This window comes from Pseudomonas sp. THAF187a, from assembly GCF_009363395.1.
GTDB classification, from domain to species: domain Bacteria; phylum Pseudomonadota; class Gammaproteobacteria; order Pseudomonadales; family Pseudomonadaceae; genus Aquipseudomonas; species Aquipseudomonas khazarica.
The window spans coordinates 813,931-829,632 of the sequence record NZ_CP045349.1 but is presented as its reverse complement, the minus strand read 5'-3'; the positions used below and the strand labels follow the sequence as shown (position 1 = coordinate 829,632).

At 61.6% G+C, this 15,702-nt stretch carries 12 protein-coding genes, 1 tRNA gene and 1 pseudogene; 3 read left to right on the top strand and 11 right to left on the bottom strand.

The annotated features are described in order from the left end of the window. Positions 1-50 precede the first annotated feature (50 nt). The gene (locus tag FIV02_RS03765) at positions 51-482 is read right to left on the bottom strand and encodes a hypothetical protein (RefSeq protein WP_152487839.1); all 432 of its coding nucleotides are present in this window, start codon (positions 480-482) and stop codon (positions 51-53) included. A 137-nt stretch (positions 483-619) separates the two neighbouring features. Here FIV02_RS03765 and FIV02_RS03760 point away from each other — a divergent pair. Beyond that, a pseudogene (locus FIV02_RS03760) lies at positions 620-1,024 on the top strand (tyrosine-type recombinase/integrase); the annotation flags it as partial. 36 nt (positions 1,025-1,060) lie between these two features. Beyond that, positions 1,061-1,156, top strand: a tRNA-Sec gene (locus tag FIV02_RS03755). A 318-nt stretch (positions 1,157-1,474) separates the two neighbouring features. Here the strand turns inward: FIV02_RS03755 and FIV02_RS03745 are convergent. The 9 genes from FIV02_RS03745 to fdnG all read right to left on the bottom strand — a co-directional run bounded on the left by FIV02_RS03745 (position 1,475) and on the right by fdnG (position 14,111). Further along, a complete protein-coding gene (locus FIV02_RS03745) occupies positions 1,475-1,900 on the bottom strand; it encodes a hypothetical protein (protein ID WP_152487838.1) in 426 nt (141 codons plus the stop codon). Positions 1,901-2,469: 569 nt separating this feature from the next. Continuing rightward, on the bottom strand, positions 2,470-2,859 hold the full coding sequence (locus FIV02_RS03740) for a hypothetical protein (RefSeq protein ID WP_152487837.1): 390 nt from the start codon (positions 2,857-2,859) through the stop codon (positions 2,470-2,472). A 638-nt stretch (positions 2,860-3,497) separates the two neighbouring features. Further along, positions 3,498-3,848, bottom strand: coding sequence for a hypothetical protein (locus tag FIV02_RS03735; RefSeq protein ID WP_152487836.1), 351 nt, complete (start codon positions 3,846-3,848; stop codon positions 3,498-3,500). A gap of 1,041 nt (positions 3,849-4,889) precedes the next feature. Then, the gene (gene selB / locus FIV02_RS03730; RefSeq protein WP_152487835.1) at positions 4,890-6,842 is read right to left on the bottom strand and encodes a selenocysteine-specific translation elongation factor; all 1,953 of its coding nucleotides are present in this window, start codon (positions 6,840-6,842) and stop codon (positions 4,890-4,892) included. Next, the gene (gene selA, locus FIV02_RS03725; protein ID WP_152487834.1) at positions 6,839-8,245 is read right to left on the bottom strand and encodes an L-seryl-tRNA(Sec) selenium transferase; all 1,407 of its coding nucleotides are present in this window, start codon (positions 8,243-8,245) and stop codon (positions 6,839-6,841) included. The genes selB and selA overlap by 4 nt, the downstream gene beginning before the upstream one ends. 12 nt (positions 8,246-8,257) lie before the next feature. Further along, positions 8,258-9,190 carry a formate dehydrogenase accessory protein FdhE gene (gene fdhE, locus FIV02_RS03720; RefSeq protein ID WP_152487833.1) on the bottom strand — a complete coding sequence of 311 codons (933 nt, stop codon included), beginning with the start codon at positions 9,188-9,190 and terminating at the stop codon, positions 8,258-8,260. Positions 9,191-9,460: 270 nt separating this feature from the next. Then, a complete protein-coding gene (locus FIV02_RS03715; RefSeq protein ID WP_134678083.1) occupies positions 9,461-10,093 on the bottom strand; it encodes a formate dehydrogenase subunit gamma in 633 nt (210 codons plus the stop codon). Between the two features lie 9 nt (positions 10,094-10,102). Next, positions 10,103-11,029: a formate dehydrogenase subunit beta gene (gene fdxH / locus FIV02_RS03710; RefSeq protein ID WP_152487832.1), complete on the bottom strand. Its 927-nt coding sequence runs from the start codon at positions 11,027-11,029 to the stop codon at positions 10,103-10,105. Positions 11,030-11,039: 10 nt separating this feature from the next. Next, positions 11,040-14,111, bottom strand: a complete 3,072-nt coding sequence (gene fdnG / locus FIV02_RS03705) for a formate dehydrogenase-N subunit alpha (RefSeq protein WP_152487831.1) — start codon at positions 14,109-14,111, stop codon at positions 11,040-11,042. 160 nt (positions 14,112-14,271) lie between these two features. Here fdnG and FIV02_RS03700 point away from each other — a divergent pair, with 160 nt between their 5' ends. Next, positions 14,272-14,721: a DMT family transporter gene (locus FIV02_RS03700; RefSeq protein WP_047584361.1), complete on the top strand. Its 450-nt coding sequence runs from the start codon at positions 14,272-14,274 to the stop codon at positions 14,719-14,721. Between the two features lies 1 nt (position 14,722). Here FIV02_RS03700 and FIV02_RS03695 read toward each other — a convergent pair whose 3' ends face one another. Continuing rightward, positions 14,723-15,661 (bottom strand): SdiA-regulated domain-containing protein, encoded by a 939-nt coding sequence (locus tag FIV02_RS03695; protein WP_152487830.1) that lies wholly within the window; start codon positions 15,659-15,661, stop codon positions 14,723-14,725. Positions 15,662-15,702 lie beyond the last annotated feature (41 nt).

The window sequence follows — 15,702 nt, the reverse complement described above, 5'->3', positions numbered from 1 at the left end:
TGCAATAAATAAACCGCTCGATATTTAATGCCTCGTTCCCTAGCAGCGTTTCAGTTCCTGTTATTCAACTGATACCGCGACTTACAATCACGCTGCCTTAGACTTCCATCCTTCCCGACGTATGAGCAGATCCAGTCCTCTGGTCTGTTCTGCTCACCGATCACCATGATCTTCTGTTCTTCCTGGCGCTTTCGGGTTTGCTCGTATGGCTCGGCGGTGCCCCACTCTCTCGCGTCGACAAGGTTTATCGCGCCCTTCGGGGTGTAGTTCTGATCGTTGAATACGGTTTGTTTGGTGGCTGGGCTGTCTGAGCTGGTGGGTTGCTCAGCTCGCTGTCGAGACATTGCGTCTCGCCTTGCCTGCTCTTCCACGATCTTGTCCCAGTCGTTCCTGGGCGTTGGCCCTGATCGGGTGATTTCTGCAACCGGCTTGGGCTTCGTCTGCTGACTGTTCGCAGCCAGGTTCTTTACGGTGTTCTTCATGAACGCCTGGCCGCCCAAGGGTGACGACCATGCCTATCACCCCTGCGATTACTGCACCCATGTTGCCGCGTTTACGCGGTTTGCTGGTCAGCCATTCGGGGGCGTCGTCTCCTTTTTTCTAAGGCTTCGATCCTAATGAGGCTCAGGGGTTGGTGCCGTCCAGGGTGAAGGGGGGAGCGGTGCACGTCATCAACACCAAATCCAAGCGTCGCCGGTCGATCCCGATACCGCCCGAGCTGGAAGCGCGGATACTCCAGCACTTCAAGGCGCACGGCCTGTTCACCAACTGCCGCAACGCCTTCGATGAAGCGGTCGACAAGGCTGGCCTACGACTACCGGCCGGACAGAAAGCCCACGTGCTGCGACACACCTTCGCCTCTCACTTCATGGCCAACGGTGGCAGCATCCTTTCTCTTCAGAAGATTCTTGGGCATTCTTCGTTGAGCATGACGATGCGCTACGCTCACTTGGCACCCGGACACATGCAGGATGTGTTGTCGTTCGGGCCCAGTCGGGACTTTCGACACTTCCGCGAACGCTGATCCAGCAGGGCAAGAAAAAGCCTTGTGAATCAATAAGGAAGGCAATCACGCCCGGTGGCGTGGCCGGGCTTCAAACCCGGTGGGGGACGGCATCCGTTCCTGGGTGAGTTCGACTCTCACTGCCTTCCGCCATTTTCCCCGCTGGAAGCCCCGAACGACGCGGGTTCTAGCGTTCTTCTTTTCCGCTATCGGCGTCAGTGTCGAATAAGTGTCGACCCCCCCTGATCGGTCCAAGCACCATGGCTTCCTTGAGATAGTCCGGCGCCAAGTGGGCATAGCGCATGGTCATTACCAGGGAGGCATGGCCGAGCACCTTTTGCAGGGTGAGGACATTCCCGCCGTGTAGAAAAGAAAAAAGGGGACAGATTAATTTTTAGACCAGTGGAGCTGCACCATAAATAAATCGGTCCCCTTTTCCCAGTGACCGAAGCTAGCGATTTGAACCAGTTGTTAAATGACAAGCTCACGAATTGCTCCGGTATCATCAACGTATTGTAAGCCGCTGTACGTTCTTGATACGCCGCTCCATGCGGCTTCTGCCAAAACGGGCAAGGCTAGCTGGTTGATATTTAGAAATTCTTTGAATTCGCTGACTGTGTTTTTATTTGGTTTTGAGGTGCCATGCCAGAATGAATGCCAATTACCATTGTGGAAAACTGAAAAAGATTCTGACCCGTCAAATAAACCTTTGAAGACTCTGCCGCCAGAGAAGCTGAAGTTCGCCAGCTCAATTTCGATAGCATGCTCTGAGAAGTCCGGATGAGTGTCGGGTATGACGAACTCAAAACTGTCATAGCCTTCCTCGTCGTTATGATATACGCACCAACGGTTACCCTCCAAGTCAGCAACCGTCAGTTCTTCTATGCGTTTTGGCATGGGACAAGTCATTGTCATTTAACGTTTGGTTAAGGGGCGGGCTTTAGCCCGTCCCAGTGAGCGAAGCGAGCGGTTTGAACCACTAGTTAGGTGCTCGCCGCGATGCTAGGGATCTGCTGAGGGCCTGCATTCAAGACTTCTTCAGGTATAAGCCTGTATAGAAGCTCGTGAGACATGGAAGAATATGATTTAAGCACATGAGCCATGTGCCGCAGGTAAAGCATGACTGTATCTTGATAGGCGATGCCGGCGGGTTGTGCAGGGTGTGTATTTATATGCATTAGCGCTCGGTTTATGAAGAGAGGTATAACTTCGTAATTTTTGCTGAGATAGAGCCCGACTATATTATTTACATAGCAAACGAGAGGGTAAAGGTTTGCTGACATTCGATATGCCTGCTCAGGGACAATGCTCGGGCTGTTCAGGATTGCGTGGAATTGCTTAAGTTTGGCACGTTCCTCTTTTGCGCCGGCTATGGATAGGTCTAGATCCATGTGTGATTGCACCTAACGTTGGTTAAGGGGCCGGCTTTGGCCCGTCCCTGTGAGCGAAGCGAACGACTTGAACCACTAGTTAGGTGCAGGGTTAACAGACAGCACTGCCTCATACACTCCGCTTTCGGGGTTGAAGGGCATAAAACTGTTTACCTCTTTCTGAACCCACAACTTACCGCACAACTGGCACTCGTAGGCCATAATAGAATTACTCAACAATGCGCTCCCGATAATGTCATAGCAGACCTCAGCCGTCTTCGGTCGCCAGGGCGTATTTCCGTATCGCTCATCTAAATGAGCTTCTAGATTTCCAGCTTTTGCTGCAGTCAATAGAGAGTTAATTTCTTGCGCCAAATTTTGAATGAACTCCTCTTCCTGCTGATCTTTTATAAGTGAGGCTTTGTAGGATAGTGAGTCCGTTTGGTCGCGGATTATATGGCCACATGTGCATGCGAGCTTACTCATGAAGCACCTAACGATTAAGCTAAGAAAAAAGGGGGGACAGATTTATCTTCTCGTAACGACACGCGGTAAGACTGTAGCAGAGAGACCAAGCAAACCCTACCCTACCAATTACGAAGCCAACCGAAACGCTGACCCATTCAGCACGAGATAACGAGCACGCAGGAAGCAGCTAGGCGCTGGTATGCTTGAGCACATGGTTCCAGGTGCGAGTAAAGTAAGCAGCGAACGGTTTGCACCAGTTGTTATGTGTCATCGTGCCATTTTTCCAGGCCGCAATTCATGCATTTATTGCTGCCAAGCAACCAGTTGACGCTGGAGTACTGTTTTTTGCATCTTGGGCACTTAAAGTTTATCAGTCGATATCCAGAGATAAAAAATATTGGCAAATAAATAGCTAGCGCCATTAGCCCAGAGTGCTTGCTGCCTGTGAGGCTCTCTAGTAATGGTGACACTTTTGCCCCGATAATAATCCAGGAAAGAAATACAGCTATAAACATTCCTCGCCTTACTCTAAAGGACATCCACTGCTTCGAGTAATTTGCGCTCATGATTCCAACACATAACATTTGGTTACGGGGCGGACTCTAACCCGCCCCCTTTTCCGCAGCGAACTACTTGAACCACTAGTTAGGTGGCGCTCAAAATTTTAGCTTCTCTACTGCTTCTTTCCAGGCTATTTCGAATTCATCCCTGGTAATTGGGGTATCGCAAAAATCAGCAATGCTCATGTTGGTATCAAGCCAGAAACCATAGTTTTCTTTATTTGGCCCCGCGATGACCGGTGTGCCATTTTTGGTTATACCGATTTCACGATTGGGTAAGCCTCTGCCGTCAAACTCTATTAGCCATTCATGTACTAGATGAAGTTTCGATTCATAGCCAGGATTGGCTCTTGGTATAAAACTCAGAAGTGCTCTTTCGATGCGCTCAACGATTGAAGGGATTGGTCGCTTCCAGTCTGTTGCTTTAGTGGTGCGAATGAATTGCACGAATAAGCTACCTAACGATTAAGCTAAGGGGCCGGCTTTAGCTGGTCCCAGTGAGCGAAGCGAATGACTTGAGCGATTTGTTAGGATGATTCTTTATACCCTTTCCCATTTTTAGACTCCTGAATGTGCCATTGCATATAAGAGAAGCATGCAAAACGTAACAACTACAGAAGCATAAGATGTCACAGCAATTACAGGAACTGGATTAAACATAAAACCATGGTCATTATAATTTGTAAGCTTGGTCAGCAGCCAATATAAAGTCGCGAGCCATGTTGGCAAAAAACCGACAACCATTATTAGAGGAATCAGGCCGAGCGACAGAAGATTTTCTAGCATATAGCTCTCTCTGGAGTTGTCCTAACGACCGAGGTGAGCGGCACGAAGTGTTCGCTCTAGTGAGTAGTTATCCGATGATTTGCACGCGGACGCGTAGCGGCCATATAAATGAAGGTGAAACTCAAGGGGGCAAAAATCAGAAAACAGCAGCTTCCAGCGAAACCAAACAGCGCTGTTTGGTTTCGCTCAATAGCAGATTTTTTGCTTTTGGGTCACCTTGATCCCATGTCATTTACGTTTCCTTACGCCGATCTGACCATCATTGGGTAACTATTAATTAGGCGACATTGCTGTCGCATAACACACCTTGGCGATGTCGGATAACGTTCCTTGTCATACAGTAAGGCCTTGATTCGCTTGAAGACAAGACGGAGGAACGCGACTCCGGGTTGGCGGAAAACGACAAAACAGCCGATCAGCCAAGGCAACGTAATGGCCAGACGCTACTGGCAGGCTTGAAAGCTGTCCAGACGGCGTGTCGAAAAAGTGTCGAAATCACTGCAAGGGATAGCGGAAAAATGCTGTAGCCGCAGGACTGCAAGGCCAGAAAAGCCGGGCTTTGCAGAGCAATGCGAGAGCGAACCAGAGGGTTGAAGCCTGGCCACGCCACCGGGCGTGATTGCCTTCCTCGTTCGTTGGCTGCGTGGTGCATGGCAGCCGTCCTTGTTCTTGCGCAAGGTAGCCGATGGCTACCGTCTTGCGTCAATGGATGTCACTGGGTAAGCAGCCCTCCTCTTCCTTGACTCCCATCAGTTGAACAGCCAATGCCGAGTCGCCGCGGATGCGGCGCTCGGTGGCCAGGCGGCGGGTGAAGCCGATGCGGTCGAAGTACTCCAGCAGCTGGATGCTGCGCTTGCGACCAACGGCGATGCGGTCGCGCCAGTCGATCACGCGCAGGCCGCCATGCTGCTGCTCCAGCGTCAGGGCATGAAATGCCAGGCTGTGCAGGGTTGGCTCGGGGTAGAACAGATCCTTGACCACCTGATGCAGCAGGCCCAGGCGCGCCAGTTTGCGCAGCAGCAGGCGTACGCTGGCTTCATCCTGCTGCACCGCGCCAGCCAGGTCGCGGACCCAGGGCGGGTCGAAGCCGCCGGCCAGCAGCAGCGGCCAGAGCCGTTCGCGCAGCGCTTCGTCCTCCGCACCCAGTTGCACGCGGTGATCCGGCAGGTGCAGCCAGGGCCCGCTGCTGCTGATGCGCCCCTCGGCCAACGCCTCGTCCAGCAGTGCGATGAATACCGGGCGCTCCAGTTCGCTCAGGGCATAACGACGCAAACGGTCGCGGTCCGGGCCGAGCTCGTCCGGCGATTCAGCATGAAAACGTCGCAGGCCTTCGACCAGCGCCTCGCGCAACGTCTGCAATTGAGTCGAATCGAACAATCGCGTGCCCTGGCGGGTGACCAGCTCGCAGAGACCAGAGGGCAACGTCCAGCTGTCACGCTGGCGGTTGAACTGGCGCTCCAGCAGGGCGGGATCGAGGCCATTGCCGGCAGACTGCAGCAATGCCGGTAGTGCTTCCTCCAGAGAGGCGCCGCGCAGCGCCTGCAGTTGTACAAGCCTCGGCGATGAGCGGCGCCCACGGGCCGGAGCGAAAGGGTCGAGTACCTGCCCTCCGCCCAGGGTGCGCTGCGCGGACTGGTCACGCAGCACCACGCGATCGCCGTGTACGGCATGCGCCGGGGCATTGAGCACCAGTTGGGCCAGGCAGGACTGGCCGGGCGCGAGGCTGTCCGTATCGAGCAGGGCGACACGCCCGCTGACGTCCTGCGCTGCCAGGTGCACGTGCACCGGCGTCCAGTGCGCCAGCGCACGTGTTTCCGAGGCGAGCAGTTGCAGCTCGATGTCCAGGCGGGTGCTCGGCGCCAGCAGCGCCGTTGCCAGCAACCAGTCGCCCCGATGCAGTTGCTCGACCGTCAGGCGCTCACCGGCCAGGTTCAGCGCTACCCGCTGGCCGGCGACGGCACGTTCGGCCTGGCGGTTCTGTGCATGCAGGCCGCGTACACGCACGCGACGCCCGGAGGGGCTGAGCAGCAACTCGTCGGCCAGCGCCACCTGCCCAGCGAAGGCCGTGCCGGTGACCACCACACCGGCACCGTCGACACTGAAAGCGCGGTCGATGGGCAGGCGGAAATAGCCCTGCGCGCTGCGCGCCGCCTGCGCGGCCGCGAATGCCAGCAGGTGCTGGCGCAGGGTGTCGATGCCTTGCCCACTGAGGCTGTCCACCGCCAGCAGCTCGGCGCCAGCCAGCGGGCCGGGGGCGAGCAAGTCGCGCACCTGCTCGCTCACCTGTTGCACGCGCACGGCATCCACCCGGTCGACCTTGCTCAACACCACCAGCGCCTGGCGAATGCCCAGCAGCTCGGCGATAGCCAGGTGCTCGCGGGTCTGCGGCATCACGCCGTCGTCAGCGGCCACCACCAGCAACAGCAGGTCGATGCCACAGGCGCCGGCGAGCATGTTGTGGACGAAGCGCTCATGCCCGGGCACGTCGATGAAACCGGTGAGCTGGCCGTCGCCCAGGTCGGCATAGAGGTAGCCCAGGTCGATGGTGATACCACGGGCGCGCTCAGCCGGACGGCGGTCGCCCTGCTGGCCGGTGAGTGCCTGCAGCAGCGCGGTCTTGCCGTGGTCGATGTGGCCGGCGGTGCCGACGATCACGGCAGTGCCTCGCGCAACCTGGAAAGTTGCGCGACGAAGGCGGCCTCATCGTCGAGCTGGCGCAGGTCGAGCCACAGAGCGTCGTCGTCGACCCGGCCGATCACCGGGATCGGCAACTCGCGCAGCAGCCCTTCCAGTTCGCGCAGCGCACGACCGCGCATGCGCTTGGAGGTCTGCGGACGAATGCACAGGGCCGCGCTGGGCAGACGCGCCACGGGCTGGGCGCCGCTACCGATCATGCCCAGGGCGTCGACCACGGCAACCTGCCAGGGCCCGCCGAGACTGCCAGCCAGTGCCGGGGCGACGCGCTCGGCCTGGGCGCGAATGTCCACCTGCGCCCGGCTGAGCAGGCGCAGGCTGGTCAGGCGCTCACCCAGGCGGTCCGGATCACGGTACAGGCCGAGCACCGCCTCCAGAGCAGCCAGGGTCAGCTTGTCCACGCGCAGGGCGCGCTTGAGTGGGTTTTTCTTGATCCGTCCGATCAGTTCCCGGCTGCCGAGGATGATCCCGGCCTGCGGGCCGCCGAGCAGCTTGTCGCCGCTGAAGGTGACGATATCAGCGCCATCGCGCAGTGCTTCCTGCACGGTCGGTTCCTTGGGCAGGCCCCAGCGAGTGAGGTCGATCAGGCTGCCGCTGCCGAGGTCTTCCAGCAGCGGCAGGCCATGGGCGTGGGCGATGGCGGCCAGGTCACGGGTGGCGACGCTGGCGGTGAAGCCCTGCACGCTGTAGTTGCTGGTGTGCACGCGCATGAGCAGGCCAGAGCGCGGGCCGATGGCGGCCTCGTAGTCCTTGGCGTGGGTGCGGTTGGTGGTGCCGACTTCGACCAGCTTGACCCCGGCGCGCGCCATGATGTCGGGAATGCGGAAGGCACCGCCGATCTCGATCAGCTCGCCGCGGGAAATGATGCCTTCCTTGCGCGCCCCCAGGCTGTTCAGTGCCAGCAGCACGGCGGCGGCATTGTTGTTGACCACGGTGACGGCCTCGGCGCCCGTCAGCTCGCGAATCAGGCCGATGATCAGGTCGTCGCGGTCACCGCGCTTGCCGCTGGCCAGGTCGAATTCGAGGTTGAGCGGATAGCGCGCGGCCTGGGTGATGGCGTCGATGGCTTCCTCGGGCAACAGCGCCCGGCCGAGGTTGGTGTGCAGCACGGTACCGGTGAGGTTGAATACGCGGCGCACGCGGCTCGCATGGCGCGCCGCCAGCCGCTCACCGGCGCGGCCAGCTAGCACGGCCTCGCTCAGTTCGACGGCTGCGAGCTGGCCACTGCGCGCGGGTTCGCGCAGCTCGTCGAGCAGGTCACGCAGGGTGGCCAGCAGGGCATCGCGGCCATAGCGTCGTTGCAGCGGCGCCACGCTGTCGCAGCGCAACAGGCGGTCGATGGAAGGCAGGCGGGCAGCGTTCATCGTCACGCTCCGTCAATCGGTATTGCCGGGGGCCAGCAGCAGATTCGGCGCGCGGCGCAGATGCCCGTCCTCGCTCAGGCGCATGTCCAGATCGAGGCTGGCCAGGTCATCGGCGACGGCATCGGCCTGGTCGTCGAACTCCAGGTAGCACTGTTTGAGATAGCCCTGGCACGCCGGGCAGACCTCGGCGCGAATCGCCGCCCGCTCGGCAGCCACGTCTTCGCGCTGCAAGGACAGGTAGCCAAGGTGTTTGGACGACTCGCAATGGCTGCACTTGACCCGCACGTAGTGCCATTCGCAGGCGCACAGCGAACAGCTCAGGTAGCGCAGGCCGGCATACTTGCCGCGATGGCGCAGCATGCCAGCCACCGGCGGCGAGCCGCAGGCCGGGCACTGCGTCTGGCTGCCGGCCTCGACCAGACGTTCGCTCGGCAGCGCCAGCAGCCAGTGACTGAACGCGACCTGCAACGCGGCACCGAGAAAGGGCGCCAGGGCAGCAGGCAACAGATCGAACTGACCGCCCAGCAAAGCGATGGCCCAGACCTTGCGCTGACCGCTGTCGGCTTCACGCAGGGCCGCCAGGGCAGCACTGACGGAGGGGTTGCCGGTACCCTGAAAGCTGCTCAGCAGCGCATCCAGCGCCGGCAGCCAGGCATCGCCACGCACCAGCGTGTCGAAGCCCAGCGGCGGCATCTGGTGTTCCAGGCAACGGCTCAGGGTGTCGGCCGAGGGGCCCGGCAATGCAGGCGGCGCGTCCAGCACGCGCTGCTGGGCCTCGCACAACTCGGCCATCAGCAGCAGATAGGCGGCCAAGGGGTGATCCACGGCGAGGTGGCGCAGGCGTTGGGCACGGCGGCGGAACAGGTCGGGCTCGGGCAAGTGGAGAAAGGGCGGAATATTGGCCGCAGCTTCGATCTGCCCCGGCTCGAGAATCTGGCCTGACACGCAGGACTCCTTAGGGACTGCTCCCGTGGAAATGGCTGTGATCAGCCTAGACCAGGCTGATGGGGTTTGCCGGTGGGGATGGGCAGGTTGCTGGAGGGTCAGATATGTGGTTTCTGTTACGGGGCTGTCGCGGCTGAAGCCCCTCCCACAGAGACGTACGTTGGCGCTTGGCCGGGTGCGGTCCCGGATTGCATCCGGGCTACGGGGTGATGTGCGGCGATGGTGTAGGAGCGGCTTCAGCCGCGATGGAACGCTCATCCAGCAACGCGCTCAGTGGTGTTTGTGGCTGTCCTTGCTCACTTCCTCGTACCAAGCGGCGTGGTGCTTGCGGGCCCAGCCCTTGCTGACCCAGCCGCTGACCATCGCGCCGATGGAGCCCTTGACCCAGATGCCGGCGTAGACGTGCACGATGATGCAGATGATCAGCCCCCAGGCCGCTGCCGCGTGCAGCAGCGAAGCGAGGCGGATCAGGTCGATGCCGAACAGGTGGCTGAAGTACTGGCGCCACATGACGATGCCCGTCGCCAGCAGCACCAGCATGCACAGCAGCAGCACCCAGAACAGCAGCTTCTGCCCGGCGTTGTAGCGCCCCACCGGCGGCAGGTTTTCCTCGCGGTTGGCGACCACGTCGCGCCACTGTGCCAGCCATTGGCGGTCGCCGGCTTCGAGGCGGTTGTGCCCGGCGAAGCGCATCACCAGCCAGAGGAAGAACAGGAACATGCCGAGGCCAAGGAAGGGGTGCAGGATGCGCGTCCACACGCCGCCACCGAACAGGTTGCTGAGCCAGAACAGCGCCGGGTGGAACAGCGCCAGGCCGGACAGGCCGGCGAGGATGAAGAGGATCGCCACCACCCAGTGGTTGCTGCGTTCGCCGGCCGTGTAGCGTTGGATATCGTGTTTCATGCTGGTCTCCTACGGCCGCTGGTTCGGATCATAGGTGTGCACGGCCGGGTCGACCTGATGCACCGCAGGATCGCCGGTCACGGGCTCGTCTTCCTCCACGCGGTTGCGTCCGACGCGGATGTAGTGGAAGAAGCCGAGCAGCGCCGTGGCGCCCATGGCCAGCAGGCCGAGCGGCTTGGCCACGCCCTTCCACAGCGCCACCGTCGGGCTGATGGCCGGGTCGTCCGGCAGCCCGGCGTACAGCGACGGTTTGTCGGCGTGGTGCAGCACGTACATCACGTGGGTGCCGCCGACGCCGGCCGGGTCATAGAGACCGGCATTGTCGTAGCCGCGCGACTTGAGGTCGGCGATGCGCCCGTCGGCGTGCTCCTTCATCGCCTCCTTGCTGCCGAAGACGATGGCGCCGGTCGGACAGGTCTTCACGCAGGCCGGCTCCATGCCGACGGACACGCGATCGGAGCACAGGCTGCACTTGTAGGCCTTGTGGTCCTTCTGCGAGATGCGCGGGATGTTGAACGGGCAACCGGTGATGCAGTAGCTGCAGCCGATGCATTTGTCCTGGTTGAAGTCGACGATGCCGTTGGCGTACTGGATGATCGCCCCCGGGCTCGGGCAGGCCGCCAGGCAGCCCGGCTCGGCGCAGTGCATGCAGCCGTCCTTGCGGATCAGCCACTCCAGCTTGCCGCTTTCCTCCTCGTGTTCGGTGAAGCGCATCAGCGTCCAGGAGCTGGCCGTGAGGTCGGCCGGGTTGTCGTAGGTGCCGTGGTTGTGGCCGACCTCGTCACGCAGGTCGTTCCACTCCGAGCACGCCACCTGGCAGGCCTTGCAGCCGATGCACTTGGAGACGTCGATGAGCTTGGCTACCTCGCCAAGCTCGCGCACCGAGGGCATCGGCGTGGTGGTGGCGGAGCGGGCAATGATGTCTTGTGAGGCCATGGCGCTGCTCCTATGCCTTTTCCACGTTGACCAGGAACGACTTGAATTCCGGGGTCTGCGTGTTGCCGTCGCCGACGAAAGGCGTGAGGGTGTTGGTCAGGTAGCCGTTGCGCGCCACGCCGGCGAAGCCCCAGTGCAGGGGAATGCCGACCTGGTGCACGGTCTTGCCATCCACGGTGAGCGGTTTGATGCGCTTGGTCACCACGGCCACCGCCTTGATGTAGCCACGGTTGGACGACACCTTGACCCGCTCGCCGGCGACGATGCCCAGTTCCCTGGCCAGCGCCTCGCCGATCTCGACGAACTGCTCGGGCTGGACGATGGCATTGAGGCGGCAGTGCTTGGTCCAGAAGTGGAAGTGCTCGGTGAGGCGGTAGGTGGTCGCCGCATAGGGGAACTCGTCCGCCTTGCCGAACAGCTCCATGTCGTTCTGGAACACCCGGGCCGCCGGATTGCTGATGGCCCCCGGGTTGTCCGGGTGCATCGGGTTGCGCCCGATGGGCGTCTCGAACGGCTCGTAGTGCTCGGGGAACGGCCCTTCGGCCATCTTGTCCACGGCGAACAGGCGCGCCACCCCCTCGGGGTTCATGATGAAGGGGTTCATGCCGGCATCCGGCGGCGAGTCGGCCTTGAAGTCGGGCACATCGGTGCCGCCCCAGGCCTTGCCGTTCCACCACACCAGGCGTTTCTTCTCGACATCCCAGGGCTGGCCGCTGACATCGGCCGAGGCACGGTTGTAGAGAATCCGCCGGTTGGCCGGCCACGACCAGGCCCAGCCGAGGGTCTGACCCATGCCATAGGGGTCGGCGTTGTCGCGCCGCGCCATCTGGTTGCCCTGCGCGGTCCACGAACCGCAGAACAGCCAGCAGCCACTGGCGGTGCTGCCGTCGGCGCGCAACTGGGCGAAGCCGGACAGCTGCTCACCGCCCTTGACCAGCAGCGCGCCGCTGGCCGGGTCGGTCAGGTCGCTCAGGGCCTTGCCGTTGAACTCGCGGGCCAGTTCGTCCGGGCCGGGTTCGTCGGGTTTCAGGTACGACCAGTCGAGGTTGAGGATAGGCGCGGGGAAGGCCCCGCCTTCCTTCGCGTACAGCCCGCGCAGGCGGTGGTAGAGGCCGGCCATGATGGCGATGTCGGTGCGGGCCTGGCCGGGCGGCTCGGCGCCCTTCCAGTGCCACTGCAGCCAGCGCCCGCTGTTGACCAGCGAACCGTCCTCTTCGGCGAAGCAGGTGGTGGGCAGGCGGAACACCTCGGTCTGGATGCTGGCGCTGTCGACATCGTTGAACTCGTCGACATGCTTCCAGAACTCCGAGGTCTCGGTGGCCAGTGGGTCCATGACCACCAGGTACTTGAGCTTGCCCAGCGCCGCGCCGACCTTGGCCTTGTTGGGGAACGAGGCGATCGGGTTGAATCCCTGGCAGAAGTAACCGTTGACCTTGCCCTGGTACATCATGTCGAAGACCTTGAGCACGTCGTAGCCGGGAATATCCAGCTTCGGCAGCCAGTCGTAGCCCCAGTTGTTCTCGGCCGTGGCGTTCTTGCCGTACCAGGCCTTCATCAGGCTGACGTGGAACTTCTCGTAGTTCTGCCAGTAGGACAGCTGCCCCGGCCGCAGCGGCTTCGGCGCGCGCTTGGCGATGTAGGCGGCATAGTCCTGCTCGGCATCGCCAGGCAGGTTGAGGTAACCCGGCAGCAGGTTGGAGAGCAGGCCCAGGTCGGTCAGCCCCTGGATGTTGGAGTGGCCGCGCAGGGCGTTCATACCGCCGCCGGGCATGCCGATGTTACCCAGCAGCAACTGCAGCATGGCGCCGGTGCGGATCATCTGCGAGCCCACCGAATGCTGCGTCCAGCCCAGGGCGTACATGATGGTCATGACCTTGCCCGGCGCCGAGCACTCGGCGATGGTCTCCCACACCTGCAGCATCTGCGCCTTGGGTGTGCCGCAGATGCTGCTGACCAGGTCCTGGGTGTAGCGGCTGTAGTGCTTCTTCAGCAGGTTGAACACGCAGCGCGGGTGACTCAGGGTCGGGTCGACCACGGCATAGCCGTCCTCACCGATCTCGTAGCCCCAGCTGGCCTTGTCGTAGCGCCGCTTCTCGGCGTCGTAGCCACTGAACATGCCATCTTCGAAGGCGAACTCCTCGCGCACCACGAAGCTGACGTCGGTGTAGTTGCGCACGTACTCGTGCTGGATCTTGTCGTTCTCCAGCAGGTAGTTGATCAGCCCGCCGAGGAAGGCGATATCGGTACCGGTACGGATGGGCGCGTACAGGTCGGCCACCGAGGCCGAACGGGTGAAGCGCGGATCGACCACCACCAGCTTGGCCTGGTTGTGCGCCTTGGCTTCGGTCACCCACTTGAACCCGCAGGGGTGAGCCTCGGCGGCATTGCCGCCCATGATCAGGACCAGATCGGCATTCTTGATGTCGACCCAGTGGTTGGTCATGGCGCCGCGGCCAAACGTCGGGGCAAGACTTGCCACCGTCGGGCCGTGTCAGACACGTGCCTGGTTATCGAACCCCAGTATGCCGAGTGAACGCACCACCTTGTGGGTGATGTAGCCGGCCTCGTTGCTCGACGCAGAGGCGGCCAGGAAGCCCGTGCTGAGCCAGCGGTTGACCGTCTGCCCCTGCTCGTTCTTCTCGATGAAATTGGCGTCGCGGTCGGCCTTCATGTGCCGGGCGATGCGGTCCAGCGCCTGGTCCCAGTCGATGCGCTTCCACTCGCTGGAGCCGGCTTCGCGCACTTGCGGGTACTTGAGGCGATTGGGGCTGTGGACGAAGTCCAGCAGGCCTGCACCTTTCGGGCAGAGGGTGCCGCGGTTGACCGGATGGTCGGCGTCCCCTTCGATATGGATGATGTTCTGCGCCACGTTCTTCGCCGCATCGCCCTGGCTGTACATGATCAGGCCGCAGCCGACCGAGCAGTAGGGGCAGGTGTTGCGCGTTTCGGTGGTACTGGTCAGTTTGAAATGTCGCACCTGGTCGGCGAAGGCATCCGGGGGCGCGACCCCCAGAGCCGCCAGGCTCGATGCTCCAAGGCCTACGCCGCAGACCTTGAAGAACTGTCGACGGTTCATGTCCATCGTGGGTTCTCCGAATCAGGCTGACGCCCGGTGCGTTGCCGGGCGCATCGCAATCAAGCCTAGCCGAAGCCTCCGGCTTCGCCAGGCGCCTCGTCGGATAGCGGCGCGGGTGCGCCGGCGCGTCATAATGGCGCCCTTTCCCTGCCTCTGGAGTGCTCCCATGAATCAAGTCAGCGGATGGCTGCTCGCCCTGCCCTTTCTGGCCGGCGCCGTGCTGCCGCTGCAGGCCGGCATCAACGGCCAGCTCGCCCGCCATCTGTCCAGCGTGTTCGCCGCCGCGCTGATCTCCTTCGCCGTCGGCACCCTGGCGCTGCTGCTGATGACCCTGAGCCAGCGCGAGCTGCCCGGCCTGGGCCTGCTCAAGGAGCTGACCTGGTGGCACTGGAGTGGCGGCCTGCTCGGCGCCTTCTTCATCGCCACCGCCGCCTTCGCCGGCCCCCGCGTCGGCGCCCTGCTGTTCATGGTGCTGGTGATCGCCGGCCAGTTGGCCATGGCCATCACCCTCGACCATTTCGGCTGGGCTGGGTTTCGCGAGTCGCCGATCACCTTCGGCAAGGTGGCAGGCCTGCTGCTGATCGTCGCCGGTATCTGGATGATCCGCCGCGGCTGAGTCAGCGGCGCTGCAGGCGATAGAACAGATTGGGTTCGCTGGCCAGGTAGAGATTGCCCTGGCCATCGAACGTCACGCCCTCGGCCTGCGGCACGCTGCTGTGCAGGCCGGCAAAGCCCCGCAGCAGCGAACGGAAACTGATCAGCCGGCCGTCCTGGCCGAGTTCGATCAGCAGCTTCGACTCGTCGCTCAGCAACACCAGGTGACCGGTGCGCTCGTCGAAATGCACCGACGACAGGTCGTTGGCGAAGATCTTCTGGTCGATCCAGGCCTGGCGGTCGATCACTTCCAGGTTGAAGCGGCCCTGCAGGCTGCTCTTGAGCCCCCTGACCTCGTAGAGCTTGCGTGGCGAATGCTCCTTGACCACGAACAGCCGATCACCGGCGCGGTCGTAGCCAAGCCCCTCGAAGCCCTGGTTGCCTCCCAGATCGATGCTCAGCGTCAGCGCCCGATGCTGCGTGCGGCGAATCGCGCCTCCGGGTTGCGTTGGAACGGCGACGGCGACCAGTGCGTGCTTGCGCTCCTCGGCCAGCAACAACAGGTCGTCGCCCAGGTAGGTCACGCCCTCGACATCCTCGAAACCTTCGAGCGGGTAGCGTGCGATCAGCTCGCCTTCAGGCGACAGCCGCAGCAGTTGCTCCGGGTTGTTGACCACCGCCCAGATCTGCTGGCGATCATCGTCGAAGCTGAGCCCGGAGAAGTTGTTGCTGACACCGGCGACCGGCTTGGCGTCGATCGCCACGCGGTATTCGGGCAGCCACAGGCTGCGATGTTCCCAGGCATCCTCATGCCAGGAGGTCTTGATCCAGAAGTACAGCCGCTCATCGAGATGCAGCAGACGCAGGGAATAGGTCGCCAGCAGCAAGGCCAGCAACAGTGCCCATTTCCATGGGCTGAGGACAGGAAGCTTTCCAAGCATCCCCTTGGCAGCGGACAACATCGCAGAGCGCTCGCATGAAGGTGGATGAACGACAGCCTGCG

Coding starts and splice junctions, on each gene's coding strand:
- FIV02_RS03765 (WP_152487839.1), bottom strand. CDS start 482: ATGAAGAACACCGTAAAGAACCTGGCTGCGAACAGTCAGCAGACGAAG.
- FIV02_RS03745 (WP_152487838.1), bottom strand. CDS start 1,900: ATGCCAAAACGCATAGAAGAACTGACGGTTGCTGACTTGGAGGGTAAC.
- FIV02_RS03740 (WP_152487837.1), bottom strand. CDS start 2,859: ATGAGTAAGCTCGCATGCACATGTGGCCATATAATCCGCGACCAAACG.
- selA (WP_152487834.1), bottom strand. CDS start 8,245: ATGAACGCTGCCCGCCTGCCTTCCATCGACCGCCTGTTGCGCTGCGAC.
- FIV02_RS03715 (WP_134678083.1), bottom strand. CDS start 10,093: ATGAAACACGATATCCAACGCTACACGGCCGGCGAACGCAGCAACCAC.
- fdxH (WP_152487832.1), bottom strand. CDS start 11,029: ATGGCCTCACAAGACATCATTGCCCGCTCCGCCACCACCACGCCGATG.
- FIV02_RS03700 (WP_047584361.1), top strand. CDS start 14,272: ATGAATCAAGTCAGCGGATGGCTGCTCGCCCTGCCCTTTCTGGCCGGC.
- FIV02_RS03695 (WP_152487830.1), bottom strand. CDS start 15,661: ATGTTGTCCGCTGCCAAGGGGATGCTTGGAAAGCTTCCTGTCCTCAGC.